Below are 17826 nucleotides of genomic sequence, written 5' to 3'. Positions count from 1 at the left end.
GTGGCAGAAGTCAGCCCTAACACCAGGAAAGCCAGCATTCATGCTGGCTTTCCTGGTGTTAGGGCTGTTGCTTTACAGTTGTGAGTAGCTTCTGTAAAGCGCGCAGCCCCATAACAGGACCAAGAATAAGCAGCGGAAAAGCATAGGCTACAGGTATCCGGGCTAACAGCCAACCCATCAGCTGAATACTTACGATAGTGATGGCAAAACCTATGGAAGTAACAATGGTTAAGGCTGTGCCTATCAGGTGTTTTGGTGCCATTTTAGCAGTTAAAGCCGATAGCTGTGGAGAATCACCTGCTACCACTATGCCCCAGAAAAGCAGAAACGGCAGGATGATAAATGCCGCAACATCCTGAAATACGATTGCCGATAACAGGCAGCAGATACCTGAAAGAAGCAGTTGAGCAAAAGCTACCTTTGTGCTGCCCGCGCGCTCTGATATATACCCACCCCCGATACAACCCAAAGCACCCACCGCTATCACCATAAAAGCCCAGACAGACGTTTGCTCGGGAGTAAAAGCAGGTAGAAGTTTGGCGATGATAACAGGTACAAAAGCCCAGAAAGTATAAAGCTCCCACATGTGCCCGAAATAGCCAAGTGCTGCCGACCTGAAGTTGTTGTCGCGGAACACGTGCAGCATGTTGCGCGAATCGAAAACAGCACCTTTAGTCAGAAAAGGGCCATTAGGCACAAAAGCATACATTAAAATACCTCCGGCAGCAGCTATACAGCTAACCACCAAAAGCATGCTTTGCCAGTGGAGGCTGGCACCAAGGCTCCGGAGCAGATGCGGAAAGGCTGTGCCGAGTACAAGCGCCCCCACCAGGTAACCAATAGCCTTGCCTAAGTTGCCACTATACCAACCTGCCGCAATTTTCATACCTACAGGATATATGCCGGCCAGTAAAGCGCCTGTGACAAAACGCAGCAGTAAAACAATTGGTAAATTATCCGCAAAGACCAGCACCAGCGCATTGGCACCAGCTCCTGATAAAGCACATATCAGGAACAAAAGCCGTGGCGATACTCTGTCTGCCAGCGAAAGAACGGCAAAGCATAGCGTCCCGATTATAAATCCAAGCTGAACCGCAGAGGTAAGTAAGCCTAAGGCATTATCCTGTATATGAAGCGATTGCTGTAGCTCGGGCAGTACCGCATTACCGGCAAACCAAAGTGAAGTACCTGCAAACTGGGAGAGTACAATAACAGGCAGAATTCGTTTTGGCACTGCCTTAGCCATAAATAGTCTCTGCAAATTTTTCTAATGCCTTGCGTGTTTCATACGTGCGTTCAAACATGCCCATGTGCCCGGTTTTGCCTAAAAAGCAGACCGTGCTGTTATTGGGCAGGTGGCACTGTTCAAGTGCTTTCTCTAAAGGTACAGCCCCGTCATCTTTTCCGAACAGGAACAGCACAGGACACTTCAGATCTGCAAGTACCTGGCTGCGGTCGGGCCTGTCGCGCATAGCCGCAAGGGCAGCCAGTACGGCTGGTTGCGGGGTTTGTCTGCCAATCTCTTTCAGTAGTTCTATCTCTGCCTGCAGTCGTTCTCTGTTCTCTCTGTAGAACAGAGGCTCCACAAACGGATTGATAAAGTTTACAACCCCATGGCGCTCCACATAATCAATGGTCTTGTTTCTGTTCTCTTTCTTTTCATCGGTATCGGGTAGGGCAGAAGAATGAAACAGGCAGATGCCGGTAAGCATAGCACTATATTTTTCAGCGAATGCCATAGTTACATAACCTCCCATAGAATGCCCGATCATCAGGCACTTTCGGATGCCAAGGATATCCAGTTGTTCCTTCACATGGTCAGCCATGCCTTCCATGCTCATGGTGCTGCTGTTTAAGTTGCTGGTATGGCGGCCATGCCCGGGCAGGTCTAACGCAATAATTCTGAATTTCTGCTCCAGTGGCTTTGCAAATTCCTCCCATACCTGCTTGCTTTCGCAGAAACCGTGCAGAAAAACCAACGCGTCGCCAGTGCCGGTGTCTGTATATGTAGTAGTGTCTGTCATAACTTCTCTATCAAGGCTTTCAAAGAATTCAAAATTAGAAATTAAAAATCAGAAGTGGGGAAGCATCGTGATGCTTGGCAACGCAAAGTCTTTTTCCTGAAAAGCAAGAAGCCTCTAAGTGCTTTGGCAATTAGAGGCTTCTTAAAATCTTATCTTTAAGGTATGTATTACGATTAAACTTTTACCGTTGAAGCAATCATTTCTCTTACAGTGCGTTCAATAGCGGCCGGGTCTAAGCCTGCATCCCGATGCAATTCCATTTGAGAACCGTGTTCGAATATTTTGTCTGGTATGCCAAGGCGTTTTACCTGTGCCTGGTATCCGTGATCCGTCATAAACTCTACCACTGCACTGCCGAAGCCTCCGGGTAAACAGCCGTCCTCCACGGTGATAACTTTTTCGTATTTCTGGAAGATATGGTGCAGAAGTTCTTCATCTAATGGCTTGGCAAAGCGCATGTCGTAATGGCCTGGTGTAATGCCCTCTTTCTTCAGCTTCTGGCAAACCTCTACCGCATAGTTTCCGATATGGCCAAAGGTAAGAACCGCAACTTCCTCACCTTCCTGCAAAGTGCGGCCTTTGCCAATAGGAATAACCTGCAAAGGTGTACGCCAGGCCGGCATAACACCCTCACCTCTAGGGTATCGAATGGTAAACGGACCTGCACCTTCCTGAGTAGCAGTATACATCAGGTTGCGAAGCTCCTGCTCGTTCATAGGAGCACTGATGACCATGTTTGGCAGGCAGCGCATATAGGCTATGTCGTAAGCGCCGTGGTGTGTTGGACCGTCGGCACCTGCAAAACCTGCTCTGTCGAGGCAGAAGACCACATGCAGATCCTGTAAACACACATCGTGTACCACCTGGTCGTAGCCCCGCTGCATAAATGTACTGTAGATGTTGCAGAACGGAATCATACCTTGTGTGGCTAAGCCAGCTGAAAACGTAACCGCATGCTGCTCCGCAATGCCCACATCAAATGCACGGTCAGGCATAGCTTTCATCATAATGTTGAGCGAACAGCCAGAAGGCATAGCAGGGGTAACTCCCATTACTTTATCGTTCTGTTCGGCAAGTTCTACCATAGTGTGCCCGAAAACATCCTGGTACTTAGGCGGCTGCGGGGTATCGTGGTAGGTTTTATAAATTTCACCCGTGATTTTGTCGAACAGACCCGGCGCGTGCCATTTCGTCTGTTCTTTTTCAGCCTGGGCAAATCCTTTTCCTTTGGTGGTAAGGCAATGCAGTATTTTCGGACCCGGAATGTGTTTCAGATCATTCAGTACCGATACCAGATGATTGATATCATGGCCATCAATCGGACCAAAGTAACGGAAGTTTAAGCTTTCGAAGAGATTGCTTTGTTTCAGCAGAGCCGTTTTAAAAACACCTTCTATCGTAGAAGCAATCTGGCGGGCATTTGGGCCAAACTTGCTGATTTTGCCTAAAATATTCCAGATTTCATCGCGTACCTTGTTGTAGGTGCGAGATGTGGTGATGTCGGTTAGGTACTCCTTTAAGGCACCCACATTCGGGTCTATGCTCATGCAGTTGTCGTTAAGCACAACCAGCAGGTTAGCATTAGAAACACCAGCATGATTCAGGGCTTCAAAAGCCATACCACCAGTCATAGCACCGTCGCCGATTACAGCTATGTGCTGGCGGTTGTTTTCGCCTTTATATTGTGAGGCAACAGCCATGCCCAGTGCCGCAGAAATAGAGGTACTGGAGTGGCCAACGCCAAACGTGTCGTATTCGCTTTCTTTTCTTTTCGGGAAGCCGGAGATGCCGCCATACTTACGGTTCGTATGGAAGTTATCGCGGCGGCCAGTCAGTATTTTATGACCGTAAGCCTGGTGGCCTACATCCCACACCAGTTGATCGTAAGGCGTATTAAACACATAGTGCAGGGCTGTAGTTAGCTCTACAACACCTAAACTTGCACCAAAATGACCACCGTGGATAGACACCACATCGATGATATATTGCCTTAGCTCCTGGCAAACCTGCAACAATTGCTCTTCCTTCAGGTTCCTCAGGTCGGCAGGTGTGTCTATGGAGGCAAGCAGCTCTCCAGGTTGAATAATCATAGAATTGTCTTTATAGACTTTCAACAACTTTTTCCTGCAAAAGTTTGCAACGAGTGAATTTCATTTGCAGGACAAAACGTAAAGTTAACAAAATAATAGAAAAGGGAAGCCATTTGTGCTCTTTTCACTTCATCTTGCAATTAAATCAGAACTGAATAAGAGGCAATATATTTAAACTACTTCTGTTTCAGGCACCTGATTTGAATGTATACCTGTAAGTATAGCATATAGTTATATTATATGCTAAAGCTATGGTTGCATCTAATCAAACTAAATTGTTTATTTTTGCAGTTTTCTAACTGCGCCAGGCGCTTAAAACACTATAGTAGATTGAGTTTCGAGATAAAATTACCGTTGTTTGAGGGGCCGTTCGACCTGTTGCTATTCTTTATTGAGCGCGATGAACTGGATATCCACGATATCCCGATTTTCCAGATCACCAATGAGTTTATAGGATATATCAGGCAACTGGAGCAGCTGAACATTGAGGTAGCCAGCGACTTTATTTTAACGGCTGCCACGCTTATGCGCATTAAAGCGAAAATGCTGCTGCCGCGCACCGAGAAAGACGAAGAAGGCAACGAAATTGACCCGCGCCAGGAACTGGTGCAGCACCTGCTCGAGTACAAGAAGTATAAAAGTGTGCTCGGAGATCTGGCCGCTATGGAAGAAACACGCCTGGCACAGGAGAGCAGAGGGAACTTGGCGGGTGAGGTAGAGCAAATCGCTAAAAGCAACCATTTTGAATATGAACTGCAGGACCTGAGCCTGTACAAGCTGATGCGGGTGCTCGAGAAGGTGATGAACCGCTACGAAGAAGAGCAAAGCCGGCCAAAGCATACAATTATAACCTATCCCTATACTTTGGAGGAGCAGCGCGATTACATTATGCAGAAAATTCAGCAGCGAAAGAAAATGGCCTTTTCGGAAATCATCTCCGCCTTCCCCGATAAAATTGGTATGATCTTTAACTTTCTGGCTATTCTGGATATGCTGCAGCTGAACCTGATAGGCGTAGAGATTGGCGAAGGTTTCAACGATTTTATAATAACAGTTTCCGAAGGGGAAACGGCGCAGGTAACGCAGCTTATTTTAAATTAAGTTTAAGCCTGTTGTAAAATCATTAAAATATTCAAACCTCTTCCCCGTTTTGCCGAATAGTTTATAGTTTTACAACAGAAAAAAGCTAGCAAATTATCTTACAAGGAGACAGGTTGCGACGACACCTTCATGGATCAGAACAAAAAGACAATTCTCAAAAATTTCAGTCCTGTTAAGATACTCATTCCTGTTCTGCTAGGGTTAGGCGCAACGGTTTGGCTCTTTATTAAAGACGACCGCTTAAACGACCTGAAAGGCATAACAGAGGCAAACATATGGTGGCTATTGGCGGCGGTGCTGGTGCTGGTGATCCGCGATGCCGGTTATATGTACCGCATCCGGAGTTTAACCGATAAATTTCTTTCCTGGCGAAACAGCTTGGATGTGATTATGCTCTGGGAGTTTGCTTCGGCCATTACACCTTCTGTGGTAGGAGGTACAGCTATTGCCACTATCATCCTGAACAAAGAAGGTATACCCTTAGGCAAATCGCTGGCATACGTAATGTTTACAGCGGTGCTGGATAATATGTTTTTTATCGTGGCGGCCCCACTGGTACTGCTGCTCACACAAGGGGAGGTTTTTCCGCAGTTCGACCTTGATCCAGATTATGTAAACAGCCTGAAGATGGCCTTCTACATCAGCTATAGTTTAATTGCGATCTATACCTTTATCATGATCTATGCGCTTTTTGTACGGCCCCGTGCATTTAAGTGGCTGTTGTTAAAAGTTACTTCCTGGGGCTTTTTACGCAGATGGCGTGTAAGTGCTTTCCAGCACGGCAACGAAATTGTGTGGGCATCGCAACAGCTAAAAGGCAATAGCTTTAACTATTGGGCCCGGGCCATCATTTCTACTGTATTTGTTTGGAGTGCGCGTTATTTCCTGCTAAACTGCCTGATTGCCGCTTTTGCCGATGTTAGTTTCGGGGAGCACATGCTTATTATTTCCCGCAACCTGATTTTCTGGATTGTGATGCTGGTAGCCATTACGCCTGGAGGTGCCGGTATTGTAGAAATGGCTTTCCCAAGCTTTTTCGCTAGTTTCCTGGGGCGCTTCAGCAGCATTGTGGTAGTGCTTTACCGCCTGATTACTTATTATCCTTACCTGTTGCTGGGCTCTGTGTTTCTGCCAAAATGGGTAGCCAAGGTATTTGGAAGAAGCGGATTGAAAGAGAGTTAAAAGTGAAAAACTAGAATTCTGGAAGCACTTTGACTCTAAGATTAGGTAAAGCTTAATTCAATAGTGGGTATTTATTTCGGATAAGACCGTACAGGTATACCTTTAATGCAGGTGAAGGTATACAGCGGAATTAGCATCACCTCCAAAGATAAGAATGTATCATTCCAAGATAGGCAAAGGCGATCATTGAAATGGCCTCGCAGCGTGAGCAGTTCGTGCGAGTGCCTATACCTAAAGCAGCCATAGATAAACCATGAAAGCTATAATAGTAGGAGGTGGGATAGGTGGTTTATGTACCGCTATTGCACTTCAGCAAAGGGGGATAGAGGCAACGGTATACGAAGCAGCTCCTGAACTGAAACCAGTAGGGGCAGGCGTGGGGTTGGCAGCCAACGCCATTCAGGGTTTGGAAAGGCTGGGTGTGGCAGAGCAGGTTGTGGCAAGAGGAAAGCAGTTGAATGCCCTTGTGATATTTGATGAAAAAGGTCATGTGATCAACAACATGGATACCAGACCGCTCAGCAGGCGCTATGGCATCAATAACTTTGCTATCCATAGGGCAAACCTGCACGAAGTATTGCACCAGCATTTGCTGCCCGGCTCGCTTGTGCTGAACAAGCGTTGTGCTGAAGTCATACAACAGGGGCAGCAGGTGCAGGTAACTTTTGAAGATGGTACACACGCTACAGCAGATTTACTTATTGCTGCCGATGGGATTAACTCCAGAATCAGGAAACAGCTTTTACCCGATAGTCAACCACGCTATGCAGGCTATACCTGCTGGCGTGGCGTAACGGATAACCCGGGAGTAGAAATCAATACAATGATTTCGGCTGAAACCTGGGCTCCGCAAGGGCGCGTAGGTATTGCTCCTTTACAGGGAAACTCAATATATTGGTATGCTTGTATAAATGCGCCAGCCCAGGATGCGCGTATGCGGCAAATGACACCAACCGACCTGGCAGAACATTTTGAAAATTTACCAGAAGCAGTGCCTGCCATACTAAATGCTACAAAACCTGAACAGCTACTCTGGAACGATATTGCCGACCTGAAGCCGCTAAAGCAATATGCTTTCGGGCGTATAGTGCTGTTAGGTGATGCAGCCCATGCTACCACACCCAATATGGGGCAGGGGGCATGTCAGGCCATAGAAGATGCCGTGGTGTTAGGGCAATGCCTGGAGCAGGAGCGAGACATCACTGCTGCTCTTGCCAGGTATGAAAAGCGAAGAATTACGAGAGCCTCTAAAGTAATTCGCCTATCCAGAATGCTGGGAGCGGTATCGCAGTGGGAGAATCCTTTATTGGTTAAATCCCGAAACGCCCTGTTTCGCCTCATGCCTGCTGCTCTAAACCAGCAGCAGATGGAGGAGTTGTACCGGGTGGATTTTTAATGAGTAAACAGTAGCTACGGCCTATACTCTAATATATCACCAGGTTGGCATTCCAGCACTTTGCAAAGTGCCTCCAGTGTGGAGAAACGAATAGCTTTTGCTTTTCCATTCTTCAGGATTGAAATATTGGCCATTGTTAGGCCTACTCGTTCAGATAGCTCTGTAACAGACATTTTACGTTTTGCCAGCATTACATCGACATTTATAATAATGGGCATAGTTAAACAGTAAGTTGATTCTCTTCCAGTATGATATTGCCCTCTTTGAATATTTCTGCCATGATAAAGGCAATAAGCATTAATACCAGCGGTGTTAAATGTAAGTAGAAGCCATAAAATTCACCCTGTGTAGCTATCACGATATAGTAGCTGGTCAGTAAAAAGTACAGAAAAAGGTACTTCCCAATTTTCCTAAATGAGGTTATATTATTTGTCCTGAAGCTCTGTACCAGCCTTACCGATTTTATAATTGTTAAAAATTCCTTCATAATAAAAAAGACAATAAGATGTATGGCCGTTGATTGAAGGTAGATTAAATACAAAGGAATATGACTAATATTATTCAATGCAAATTGCTTTATTTCAAGTGTTTCTGCAGTGGTCCAAGTTTCCTTCCTTTCATATCCTAGAAAGTTAGTAGGGTGAGGACCATCATTTACTAGCAGAAAGTCAGCATAGAAATTTGGATTGAAGTGCCAATGGATTAAAGCTAATGTAGTTACAAACAAGCTTATAATTGCGACAGCGCAAAAAAACAGGCAGATAATAGAGGCTATGTTAAGGATTACATTCTTTTTCATTGTATAATATTGGCAAGGTGAAAGATCAGTATTGATATAGAAAGTATAGTCAAATGTTCATTGTTTTGTGGTGAGAGCTAGTTTCTTGGAAGCTGAGAGTAAAACGGGTTCAAGGCAAATGCTGGTATATAAGAATAAAAGTGAACCCAGAAAGAGTAACTTTTTTCATGGCTTTGATGAATTTGTATACTACAAGTATAAAGAGATATTTTCATATTACAATAAAAATTTATTGAATATCAATAAATTTTTATTGTAGCTATTTCTGTGTGGCAAAAGTATATCTTAGTAAGATTTACTATGAGGCGCAACAATGTAGTTGTATAGCTTAGGTCTTTGATGAAAGCGGGAGGTTGATAAAATACAGGAGGTAATATTTTATCAGGGGAAAGATTACTTAATTCTTAAGTATATTTTTTATCAAAGAAAAGCTGGCAATAGTTTACTGCTCCTGTTTTGTTACTACTGTTAATAATAGTTGTATACAGGAAGAAGTAGAAAGACTATGTCTGGTTACTGCTTACTTGAGAAATCTTTTCTTAAGCAGCTCTTTTTAAAAATTAACAACTTGTGATATTTTAAAACAAAACAGAAGCTGGATAAAATAAAAAAGCCACTCCGTTTCCGAAGCAGCTTTTCTGTTTATCACCCCCCTGTTGCTAAACAACAAGAAATCTCACTTCTAATATCTAACGTCTAACAACTATACCAGCTCTTTCTCTACCAAATACTCGGCAATCTGAACGGCGTTGGTAGCGGCACCTTTGCGCAGGTTATCCGCTACAATCCACATGTTCACGGTGCGCGGCTGCGTTTCATCTAAGCGGATACGGCCTACAAAAACCTCGTCTTTGCCGTGTGCATCTTTTGGCATCGGGTATTGCAGGTTTTTCACGTCGTCAACCACAACTACGCCTTCTGTTTCGCCCAGAATGCGGTAGATGTCATCCAGCGTAAAATCATGCTCAAATTCCACGTTTACCGATTCCGAATGGCCGCCCATTACCGGAATACGTACTGCTGTAGCGGTTACACGTATAGAGTCGTCGCTCATGATCTTTTTGGTTTCCAGGATCATCTTCATTTCCTCTTTGGTGTAACCGTTGTCCTGGAACACGTCGATGTGTGGCAGCACGTTCAGGTCGATGGTATAAGGGTAAGCTTTATCACCTTCTTTGCCGGCACGCTCATTCATTAGCTGATCAACTGCTTTTACCCCAGTACCTGTTACCGACTGATAGGTGCTTACTACAATGCGTTTCGCCTTCAGTTCCTGGTGCAGGTTGTTAAGGGCAACTACCATCTGAATAGTAGAGCAGTTCGGGTTCGCTATAATTTTATCTTCTTTTGTAAGCTCTTTTGCATTGATTTCCGGTACCACCAGTTTTTTGGTAGGATCCATGCGCCAGGCAGAAGAGTTATCTACAACAGTAGTACCTGCTTCAGCAAAACGAGGCGCCAGCGCCAGTGAAGTGCTGCCACCGGCAGAGAAGATCGCAATTTGCGGAGCAGCGGCAATCGCCTCTTCTACTCCGATAACCTTTATCTGTTTACCCTTAAACTCCATCTGTTTACCAACAGACTTTTCTGAAGCAACCAACAATAATTCTGTTACCGGGAAGTTACGCTCCGCCAGCACTTTCAAAATTTCACCGCCAACTAATCCTGTGGCGCCTACAACTGCTACTTTCATTGTTTAAAGGTTTATATAAATTACTAATGTGCTCAATGTTTAATGTGCTGGTAAATTAGAAGAAATTACTCTTCAGTTTTAGCAAGAACCAATATACTGCACTCCCTGAACTTCTTAATCTTCTAAATTTCTAACTAATCTCCTCTGCTTTAACTCATCTTCCTGGTTCCCGTAAAAGTTCTACAACATCACGTATAAAACTTATTTACTGGTTAGCACTGCCCTTACATGCCTTAGATGTTTGTGAGTGCTACCACGTTTGAGTCAAACTTTACGCGGGGGTGCAAAGTAAATAAGTTTTTGGCACAAATGTATACATGAAACAAACTTTACTCACTCTATTCCTGCTATTTCCGTTCATTTTATTTGCCCAGCTCCAGGAAAACTTTTCGGATGGCGACTTTACGCAGAACCCGCCCTGGACAGGCAATACCAACAGCTTCAGAATTAATGCCGAAGGACAATTACAGAGTGCTGGCCCGGCAGTAACAGGCACTGTTTTACAGCTGGCTACGGCTTCGCAGGCAGTAGTAGGCACCACCTGGGAGTTTTGGGCAAACCTGCGCTTTGCTACGTCTGCCACTAATTATGCCGATATATACCTGATGGCTGGCTCCGAAGATATGAATAACGCAGCTACCAGCGGATACTTTGTGCGCATCGGCAATACGCAGGATGAGGTGAGCCTGTACAGAAAAGAGGCAGGGAGAGCAGCCGTAAAGATTATAGATGGAGCAGACAGAACGGTTGGTACCAGTAATAATGTGGTGAGAGTGCGGGTAACACGCAGCTTAGAGCATGTGTGGCAGCTGTGGATTGATGTAACTGGCACTGGCCAGAACTTTGTGAGTCAGGGTACGGTAACAGATGCTGCCATCAGGCGCTCTGCTTATTTTGGCGTAGTGGCGCGTTATACTTCAGCTAACAGAGAGCGTTTTTATTTTGATGACTTCAGCATAACCGATACACAGCCGCCACTGCTGGAAGAACTGCAAACAACTAACCCGCAGGAGTTGGTCCTGCGCTTTAATGAGCCGCTGCATCCAGAACAGGCGCAGCAGGTTGCAAATTATACCTTGAACGGTAACACCAGGCCAGTGGTAGCGGAGTTAACAGAGGCGGGAACCGTGCGATTAGTATTTGCTCAGAATTACAGTGTCGGAACCAATACATTAGTGATAGGAAATCTGGCAGATTTGTATGGGAACGCCATCACCAGCCCGATTGAAAGAAGCTTTATGTATGTGCCACCAGCCGTACTACCAGGTTACAACGAACTGATCATTACCGAAATCATGGCGCGGGAGTCGCCGGCTGTCGGTTTGCCTGCCCAAGAGTATATTGAGCTTTACAATGCTACCACAGACAAAGTGCTTACGTTGCAGGGAATCCGCTATGCAGATGCTACTTCTACTGCTACTTTGCCCAATGCGCAGTTATTGCCCGGAGAGTATGCGGTTATCGTTCCGAATAATTCTGTTGCCAGCTTTACGCAGTTCGGCAGAGCCATCGGCATCAGTAATTTTCCGAGCCTGAATAACAGCGGTGAACTGCTGCAGTTGCGCCAGCCAAACGGCAGGCTGATTTATGCCGTGCAATATAGCGATACCTGGTATCGCGATAACAGCAAGCGCAATGGTGGCTGGAGTCTCGAAATGATTGACGTTGCTAATCCTTGTGGCGGAGCAGAAAACTGGACTTCCTCCACTGATCCTCGTGGAGGAACGCCTGCGCAGGCTAATTCCGTAGCAGCTTCTAACCCCGATAATACAGCACCTGTACTGGAAGATGCTTTTGCAGTTTCGCCCACACGCTTGTTACTTCGTTTCAACGAAAAGCTAGACAGCACCCAGGCTGCCGTTGTGGCTAACTATAGTTTAAATCCGAGTGTACCTATCACAAGTGTGTTGGTACAGGGTCCGCTGTTTACACAGGCAGAACTAATCCTGGACTCTCCGCTGCAGGAGCGAACGCTATACACCTTGTTGGCCAGCAGGATCAGGGACTGCTCTGGAAACACAAGCAGCCAACCTTTGCAGGTTACCTTTGCCTTACCCTCAGCACCCGAGCCGGGCGATGTAGTTATTAATGAGGTGCTTTTTAACCCCCGATCAGGAGGCTCTGATTTTGTAGAGCTGGTAAATCGCAGCGATAAGTTCATCAACCTGCAAAACTGGCAATTGGCCAATACCAGCAGCGACAGCATCACCAATTTAAGAGTAATAACTGGCTCCAATTATGTGCTCAGGCCAGGGCAGTATGTGGTGCTAAGCTCTAATCCGGAAAATATTAAAATGAATTATCCTGCTGCCCGCGAGGAGACGTTTCTGCGCATGAGCAGTCTGCCGTCTTATCCTGATGCAGCAGGGACAGTGGTGGTATTGCAACCCGATACACGCGTAGCCGACCGCTTCACCTATAGCGAACGCATGCACTTTAACCTGATCGACGACCTGAACGGTGTTTCTCTGGAGCGGATCAGGCTGGAGGGGCCAACTATAGGCAGTAACTTTCATTCGGCAGCCAGTACAGTAGGATATGCTACGCCTGGTTACCGCAACTCGCAGTCGCAGGCAGAGGTGCAGGCGCAGCAAATGTTTCAGGTAGATCCAAAGGTCTTTTCTCCCGATGATGATGGCTATGATGATTTTACCACCATCAACTATAGTACAACCGCCCATGGTTTTGTTGCCAACATTACTGTTTTTGATGCGCAGGGCAGAGAAATCAGAAAGCTGGCACGGAATGAGCTGCTAGCTACAAACGGGTTCTTCCGCTGGGACGGTGTTCGGGATGATGGCAGCAAAGCAGCTATGGGTTATTATGTTCTGTACATCGAACTCTTTGATCTGAACGGGCAAAAAAGCATGCACAAAGAAAAGGTAGTAATAGGGGGCAGGCTGTAAAATGCGACATACGTAGCACGTATCAAGTAGCACGATTTTATTTTGGAAAGTCATTTTGCGTTGATTATTAAAAGTTAGTATAATGATTTCTGGCCTTTTAAATAAACAGATGCTATAGGAGAATTATATATGTAGCAGGCAATTGCATTGCCGATAAAGATTTACAACAGGACAAAAAAGTCTAGCATCTAAGATATAGCTCCTAATAAAAAGTTTGTGTCTTGCTAATGGTCCCTGTGTCGTATTAAAACTCTACATCTGTCGCTTTAAAGAAAGCTTTTGTCTCCCGCTCAAAATTTCCTAATTTCCATCAGCTAAACGAAACAAAACGACTATATGAAACCACGTCATTTTATGGTTGCTTCGGCCCTGGCAGCAATAACCCTTGGCTGTACCAGCAATAAGCCTGAAGATGCCAGTGCTACCGCTTCTGAACAATCTGAGGCAGACACGGCACTACAGCAAAAGCTGAATACCTATACCAGCGTTCGCCTGACAGCAGATATAAACAGCTTAAGTAGCAACGAGCGCCAGATGGTCCCGCTACTGATCGAGGCCGCACAAATTATGGATCAGCTTTTCTGGTATGAGGCCTATGGAAAACAGGATTCGCTTTTAGCAGCCCTCACTTCAGATGCTGCCAAACAGTATGTGCAGATCAACTATGGCCCCTGGGACAGGTTAGACGATAATAAACCCTTTATACCTGGTGTCGGGCCTAAACCTGCGGGGTCTAATTTCTACCCGCACGACATGACAAAAGAAGAATTTGAGAAAGCGAATCTGCCAGATAAAAACAGCCAGTATACTTTCTTGCGTCGCGATGATAACGGAAAGCTGGTGACAGTGCCGTATCACGTACAGTTTAAGCAACAGGTAGAACGTGCCGCTGACTTAATGCGCCAAGCAGCCAGTTTAACCGATGATGCAGGCCTGAAGAAATACCTGAACATGCGTGCCCAGGCCTTGCTCACCGATAATTACCAGCCCAGTGATATGGCCTGGATGGATATGAAAACAAATAAAATAGACGTGGTGATCGGGCCAATCGAAAATTATGAGGATCAGTTGTATGGTTACAAATCAGCACACGAGGCTTACATACTTATTAAAGACATGGAGTGGAGTAAGCGGCTGGAGAAATACGCAGCTTTCCTGCCTGAGCTACAGCGTGGCCTGCCGGTTGGTGCCAGCTACAAAAAGGAAATGCCGGGTTCCGATGCAGATCTGAATGCCTACGATGTGGTATATTATGCAGGCGATTGCAATGCCGGAAGCAAAACTATAGCGATAAACCTGCCAAACGACGAAGAGGTGCAGTTACAGAAAGGAACGCGCCGGTTACAGCTAAAGAACGCTATGCAGGCGAAGTTCGACAAAATTATGGTGCCTATTGCCAACGAACTGATTGTAGATGACCAGAAGCAGCATGTTACCTTTGATGCTTTTTTTGCTAATACCATGTTTCATGAAGTAGCACATGGGCTTGGAATTAAGAACACGATAAATGGAAAAGGAACGGTGCGCGATGCCCTACAAGAACATGCAGGTGCCCTGGAAGAAGGCAAAGCCGATATCCTGGGACTATATATGATAACTCAGCTGCATGAGAAAGGAGAGGTAGAAGGTAGCCTGGAAGATTATTACACTACTTTTCTGGCAGGCATTTTCCGCTCTGTTCGTTTTGGTGCAGCCAGTGCGCATGGTAAAGCCAATATGGTACGCTTCAATTTCTTTAAAGAAAACGGCGCTTTTGAGCGCGAGGCACAAAGCGGCAAGTACCGTGTAAACTATATAAAAATGCGTGAGTCTATGAATAAGCTTTCAGAGCTTATCCTGACACTGCAAGGCAATGGCGATTATGCCGGTGTAGGTAAACTTCTGAATGAGCAGGGGCAGATAGATGCATCTTTGCAGAAGAGCCTCGACAAACTGAGCAGTGCCAATATTCCTGTAGACGTAGTGTTTGAGCAGGGAGTAGAAGTGCTGGGCCTGAAGTAGGCTCTGATCTTTTTTGCTGAAGTACGCTCAATAAAGCTGCCAAAGTAAATCTGAATGGCAGTAGAAATACAATTTATTTTAGGTGCCGACTATATCTTCTTGGTGTAGTCGGTTTCTTTTTTAGTAAGCGTGCTTCTACAGCCGTTGTTATGCATTATATGTTAGAATTTACTATAACAATTAAAGTTTATTAAGAGTATGTTAACTTTCGAACATATTATAAATCAATTTATTAACTTATAAGACAGCTATGAAAAAGAGCTTTTATGATTTTAACAGCAGCAATCCGCAAGAGCGACAGGAAAGAAACCAATTGTATCCGGAACTAGCCCAGTTTCACATTGCTTTAAGAGAGGAATTAGGGGAAGAAGAGTATCAGTTATTTTATAAAGCAGAAAAGGAATCCATAAGAAAGGTGCCGGCTGCTATGTTATACCAAAATACTACTAAATGGATAACCGCCTGAGTATGATGAATTATATGTAGAAGGGAAACTGACACCACAGTTTCCCTTTTTTATGTACAAAAAATAACTGATTACAGTTGCTGCATAACCAGTTCGGCTCCTTCTTCGCCAACCAGAGAGCCAATGGCGACACCCATGCCACTTAAACGAATAGCGCAACTAATTTTTTCTGAAACAGGCTGAACAAGAGTTGTTTTCTCGTTGCCCATACCCATAATGCCACTCCAGCGATGTTCCACTTCAAAAGGTGTGTCCGGCAAAATTACCTCCTGAAGCAGCTTTTCCAGTTTCTGTTGCACCAGGTCTGTTAAACCAAGTTCGGACGTTTCTTCTGCGTTAAAATCAAGATGGCGGCCTCCTCCAAATAAAACTCTATTGCCAATGTTGCGGAAATAATAATAGCCTCTGTCGTAGTGGAAGGTGCCTTTAACTTTTAGATCTGGTATGGGTTTGGTAATCAGTACCTGTGCTCTGGCAGGAACAACAGAAAGGTTGGGCAGAAGTTGTTGCGCAAAGCCATTGGTGGCCACTAAAGCAGCCCGGGCTTTTATTGTAATACCTTTATCGGTAGTGGCTGCTATGCCTGTACCTTCATCGTATAGCTGCTTTACTTCCAGTGCATTCAGTACCAGCACTCCCATCGACTGTACTTTTTGGGTAAGGGCCAGAATCATTTTGCCCGTATCTATCTGTCCTTCTGCTGTGCTTTCGATCAGGTGCAGTACCTTGTTAAATCCAAAAGCATCGATCTTATGGTCGGCATGTCGGTAAATATCGGGTTCGCCAACTATCCTTTGCAGGTGGCGGTTAAAATAGCTTAACCGATCAGCACAGGTTTCGTAAAGCGCTTCCTCATCGAAAAGTTCATAGCCGCCCCAGCGATGATAGTCGATAGCGGAATCGCCCAGGTTGTGGCGCAGGCGTTGCAACCCTTTCCAGCGACGCTCCACCAGGCTGAATACCTCATCTTCGGAATGGCGGCTAAGATCTTCGAGCAGTTCGGAGGGGCTGCCGAAGCAGGCAAAGCCTGCATTCTTCGAGCTTCCACCTGTTGGTAGCAAGCCCCGTTCTACAACCATCACCTTCAGCTGTGGCTGTGTGTTTTTCAGGTGCAGTGCCGCATTCAGGCCAACTATACCGCTGCCAATCACGAGCACATCAAGGTTGCCGAAGTACGTGTCGCGCTCCCAAAAGCTGAACTGCATGCTTAAAATTCGTCTTCTCTGATGTAAGGATGCTTATACGTGTATGCCTCTTCTTCATTTATCAGTTCGTAGCAAGTAAGCATAATTTCACGCGCTCCTGTATTCAATCCCTTTATAAAATAACCTTCTGGTGTTTCATAAATGGCATAATTGTGTTGTCCGAAAGGGTATAAATTATTGCTTTTTACCACTTTTGCCTGCGTAAGGTCTACCTGCTGACCATCCTGTACGGTAACAATATATCTGTTCTTATCTGTCATACCTGTTGTATTTCTTCTAAAATGCGGTTCAAGATAACATTTATTTCATCGAAGCGGTGTGTGATCATCAAATGTTCCCCACCTTTTATCTTGATGATATCGGGCCTGTCGCGCAAAGGAAGAATACGATCAGCTGTGCCATGAATATGTACCAGGCCGGGCCATACAGTTGCTTGCTTCCAGTTCAGCAGTTGTCCCAGCGCCCACCTCAGGTATGTTTCGTTGGTAGTGAGGATATATTCTTTGAGCAGCTTTTTCTCATAGTCAGATCTGGCACCAAACAGCAGTGGTGCTATAGGGTGCAGACTGCGCAGCAGGCTCATAGGCGTGTACCGGTGCATCCGGAGTAGTCCCATCAGGCGGTAGTACCAGGGTAAAGCACGGGAAGTAGACAAACTGGAAATCAGGATTACCTTTTTGGGGTGGAGTATCTTGGCCAGTTCGATGGCTGTTACACCACCAAAAGAAAGCCCGATCAAAATCGGGTTAGGGTCCGTTATCTGAACGGCCAGCCTTCTCGCATACTCCTGAAGCGGTTCGTTTATACTGTCAGGAGCAATCCAGGGAACGTGTTGATACGGCTGATCGGGCGGCAAACGTAGGAATTGGAAAGCCCGCCAGTCGGCCCCTAACCCGCTGACGAAGTAAATGGTGCTGCGCCTGCTTTTTGCTTCTGTAGCCAAAATAGGGTGTTGTTGATGTG

The 17826-nt window shown here is 45.5% G+C and carries 15 protein-coding genes; 6 read left to right on the top strand and 9 right to left on the bottom strand.

The window, feature by feature from the left end; translation table 11 throughout:
- Positions 1 to 58 precede the first annotated feature (58 nt).
- The 3 genes from C1N53_RS13925 to dxs form a co-directional block, all read right to left on the bottom strand.
- Positions 59 to 1246 (bottom strand): nitrate/nitrite transporter, encoded by a 1188-nt coding sequence (locus tag C1N53_RS13925; protein WP_137759886.1) that lies wholly within the window; start codon positions 1244 to 1246, stop codon positions 59 to 61.
- Complete coding sequence (locus C1N53_RS13920) at positions 1239 to 2024, bottom strand: alpha/beta fold hydrolase (protein WP_137759885.1); 786 nt, start codon at positions 2022 to 2024, stop codon at positions 1239 to 1241. The genes C1N53_RS13925 and C1N53_RS13920 overlap by 8 nt, the downstream gene beginning before the upstream one ends.
- 173 nt (positions 2025 to 2197) lie before the next feature.
- Positions 2198 to 4114 (bottom strand): 1-deoxy-D-xylulose-5-phosphate synthase, encoded by a 1917-nt coding sequence (dxs, locus tag C1N53_RS13915; RefSeq protein ID WP_137759884.1) that lies wholly within the window; start codon positions 4112 to 4114, stop codon positions 2198 to 2200.
- 330 nt (positions 4115 to 4444) lie between these two features.
- On the opposite strand from dxs, the gene C1N53_RS13910 reads away from it, so the two are divergent.
- The 3 genes from C1N53_RS13910 to C1N53_RS13900 all read left to right on the top strand — a co-directional run bounded on the left by C1N53_RS13910 (position 4445) and on the right by C1N53_RS13900 (position 7793).
- On the top strand, positions 4445 to 5215 hold the full coding sequence (locus C1N53_RS13910) for a ScpA family protein (protein WP_206077576.1): 771 nt from the start codon (positions 4445 to 4447) through the stop codon (positions 5213 to 5215).
- A 129-nt stretch (positions 5216 to 5344) separates the two neighbouring features.
- Complete coding sequence (locus tag C1N53_RS13905) at positions 5345 to 6397, top strand: lysylphosphatidylglycerol synthase transmembrane domain-containing protein (protein ID WP_137759883.1); 1053 nt, start codon at positions 5345 to 5347, stop codon at positions 6395 to 6397.
- 253 nt (positions 6398 to 6650) lie between these two features.
- Positions 6651 to 7793, top strand: a complete 1143-nt coding sequence (locus tag C1N53_RS13900) for an FAD-dependent monooxygenase (protein WP_137759882.1) — start codon at positions 6651 to 6653, stop codon at positions 7791 to 7793.
- Positions 7794 to 7807: 14 nt separating this feature from the next.
- Here the strand turns inward: C1N53_RS13900 and C1N53_RS13895 are convergent, their stop codons facing one another.
- The 3 genes from C1N53_RS13895 to C1N53_RS13885 all read right to left on the bottom strand — a co-directional run bounded on the left by C1N53_RS13895 (position 7808) and on the right by C1N53_RS13885 (position 10285).
- Positions 7808 to 8011 carry a helix-turn-helix transcriptional regulator gene (locus tag C1N53_RS13895; protein WP_137759881.1) on the bottom strand — a complete coding sequence of 68 codons (204 nt, stop codon included), beginning with the start codon at positions 8009 to 8011 and terminating at the stop codon, positions 7808 to 7810.
- 2 nt (positions 8012 to 8013) lie between these two features.
- Positions 8014 to 8592, bottom strand: a complete 579-nt coding sequence (locus C1N53_RS13890) for a DUF2975 domain-containing protein (protein WP_137759880.1) — start codon at positions 8590 to 8592, stop codon at positions 8014 to 8016.
- A gap of 703 nt (positions 8593 to 9295) precedes the next feature.
- Positions 9296 to 10285, bottom strand: a complete 990-nt coding sequence (locus tag C1N53_RS13885; protein WP_137759879.1) for an aspartate-semialdehyde dehydrogenase — start codon at positions 10283 to 10285, stop codon at positions 9296 to 9298.
- Between the two features lie 317 nt (positions 10286 to 10602).
- Here C1N53_RS13885 and C1N53_RS13880 point away from each other — a divergent pair, with 317 nt between their 5' ends.
- The 3 genes from C1N53_RS13880 to C1N53_RS13870 all read left to right on the top strand — a co-directional run bounded on the left by C1N53_RS13880 (position 10603) and on the right by C1N53_RS13870 (position 15658).
- On the top strand, positions 10603 to 13191 hold the full coding sequence (locus C1N53_RS13880) for a lamin tail domain-containing protein (protein ID WP_137759878.1): 2589 nt from the start codon (positions 10603 to 10605) through the stop codon (positions 13189 to 13191).
- 336 nt (positions 13192 to 13527) lie between these two features.
- Entirely contained in the window at positions 13528 to 15192 is a 1665-nt protein-coding gene (locus C1N53_RS13875; RefSeq protein ID WP_137759877.1) for a Zn-dependent hydrolase, read from the top strand.
- A 250-nt stretch (positions 15193 to 15442) separates the two neighbouring features.
- The gene (locus C1N53_RS13870; protein WP_137759876.1) at positions 15443 to 15658 is read left to right on the top strand and encodes a hypothetical protein; all 216 of its coding nucleotides are present in this window, start codon (positions 15443 to 15445) and stop codon (positions 15656 to 15658) included.
- A gap of 71 nt (positions 15659 to 15729) precedes the next feature.
- On the opposite strand, the gene C1N53_RS13865 is transcribed toward C1N53_RS13870, so the two are convergent.
- From C1N53_RS13865 to C1N53_RS13855, 3 genes are read right to left on the bottom strand one after another with little or no spacing between them, the layout of a single operon-like run.
- Complete coding sequence (locus tag C1N53_RS13865) at positions 15730 to 16863, bottom strand: FAD-binding oxidoreductase (protein ID WP_137759875.1); 1134 nt, start codon at positions 16861 to 16863, stop codon at positions 15730 to 15732.
- A 2-nt stretch (positions 16864 to 16865) separates the two neighbouring features.
- Positions 16866 to 17123 (bottom strand): hypothetical protein, encoded by a 258-nt coding sequence (locus C1N53_RS13860; protein ID WP_137759874.1) that lies wholly within the window; start codon positions 17121 to 17123, stop codon positions 16866 to 16868.
- Positions 17120 to 17806, bottom strand: a complete 687-nt coding sequence (locus C1N53_RS13855; protein WP_137759873.1) for an alpha/beta hydrolase — start codon at positions 17804 to 17806, stop codon at positions 17120 to 17122. Before C1N53_RS13855 ends, C1N53_RS13860 begins: the two co-directional genes overlap by 4 nt.
- Between the last annotated feature and the right edge of the window lie 20 nt (positions 17807 to 17826).

The organism is Pontibacter sp. SGAir0037 (assembly GCF_005491705.1).
GTDB lineage: Bacteria > Bacteroidota > Bacteroidia > Cytophagales > Hymenobacteraceae > Pontibacter.
Note: the sequence above shows the minus strand (reverse complement) of the source record. Positions and strands in the feature narration are given on the sequence as shown.

What these genes read in the sequence shown, in the direction of transcription:
- C1N53_RS13925 (WP_137759886.1), bottom strand. Translation starts at nt 1,246, where the DNA reads ATGGCTAAGGCAGTGCCAAAACGAATTCTGCCTGTTATTGTACTCTCC.
- C1N53_RS13920 (WP_137759885.1), bottom strand. Translation starts at nt 2,024, where the DNA reads ATGACAGACACTACTACATATACAGACACCGGCACTGGCGACGCGTTG.
- dxs (WP_137759884.1), bottom strand. Translation starts at nt 4,114, where the DNA reads ATGATTATTCAACCTGGAGAGCTGCTTGCCTCCATAGACACACCTGCC.
- C1N53_RS13905 (WP_137759883.1), top strand. Translation starts at nt 5,345, where the DNA reads ATGGATCAGAACAAAAAGACAATTCTCAAAAATTTCAGTCCTGTTAAG.
- C1N53_RS13900 (WP_137759882.1), top strand. Translation starts at nt 6,651, where the DNA reads ATGAAAGCTATAATAGTAGGAGGTGGGATAGGTGGTTTATGTACCGCT.
- C1N53_RS13895 (WP_137759881.1), bottom strand. Translation starts at nt 8,011, where the DNA reads ATGCCCATTATTATAAATGTCGATGTAATGCTGGCAAAACGTAAAATG.
- C1N53_RS13890 (WP_137759880.1), bottom strand. Translation starts at nt 8,592, where the DNA reads ATGAAAAAGAATGTAATCCTTAACATAGCCTCTATTATCTGCCTGTTT.
- C1N53_RS13885 (WP_137759879.1), bottom strand. Translation starts at nt 10,285, where the DNA reads ATGAAAGTAGCAGTTGTAGGCGCCACAGGATTAGTTGGCGGTGAAATT.
- C1N53_RS13880 (WP_137759878.1), top strand. Translation starts at nt 10,603, where the DNA reads ATGAAACAAACTTTACTCACTCTATTCCTGCTATTTCCGTTCATTTTA.
- C1N53_RS13875 (WP_137759877.1), top strand. Translation starts at nt 13,528, where the DNA reads ATGAAACCACGTCATTTTATGGTTGCTTCGGCCCTGGCAGCAATAACC.
- C1N53_RS13870 (WP_137759876.1), top strand. Translation starts at nt 15,443, where the DNA reads ATGAAAAAGAGCTTTTATGATTTTAACAGCAGCAATCCGCAAGAGCGA.
- C1N53_RS13865 (WP_137759875.1), bottom strand. Translation starts at nt 16,863, where the DNA reads ATGCAGTTCAGCTTTTGGGAGCGCGACACGTACTTCGGCAACCTTGAT.
- C1N53_RS13860 (WP_137759874.1), bottom strand. Translation starts at nt 17,123, where the DNA reads ATGACAGATAAGAACAGATATATTGTTACCGTACAGGATGGTCAGCAG.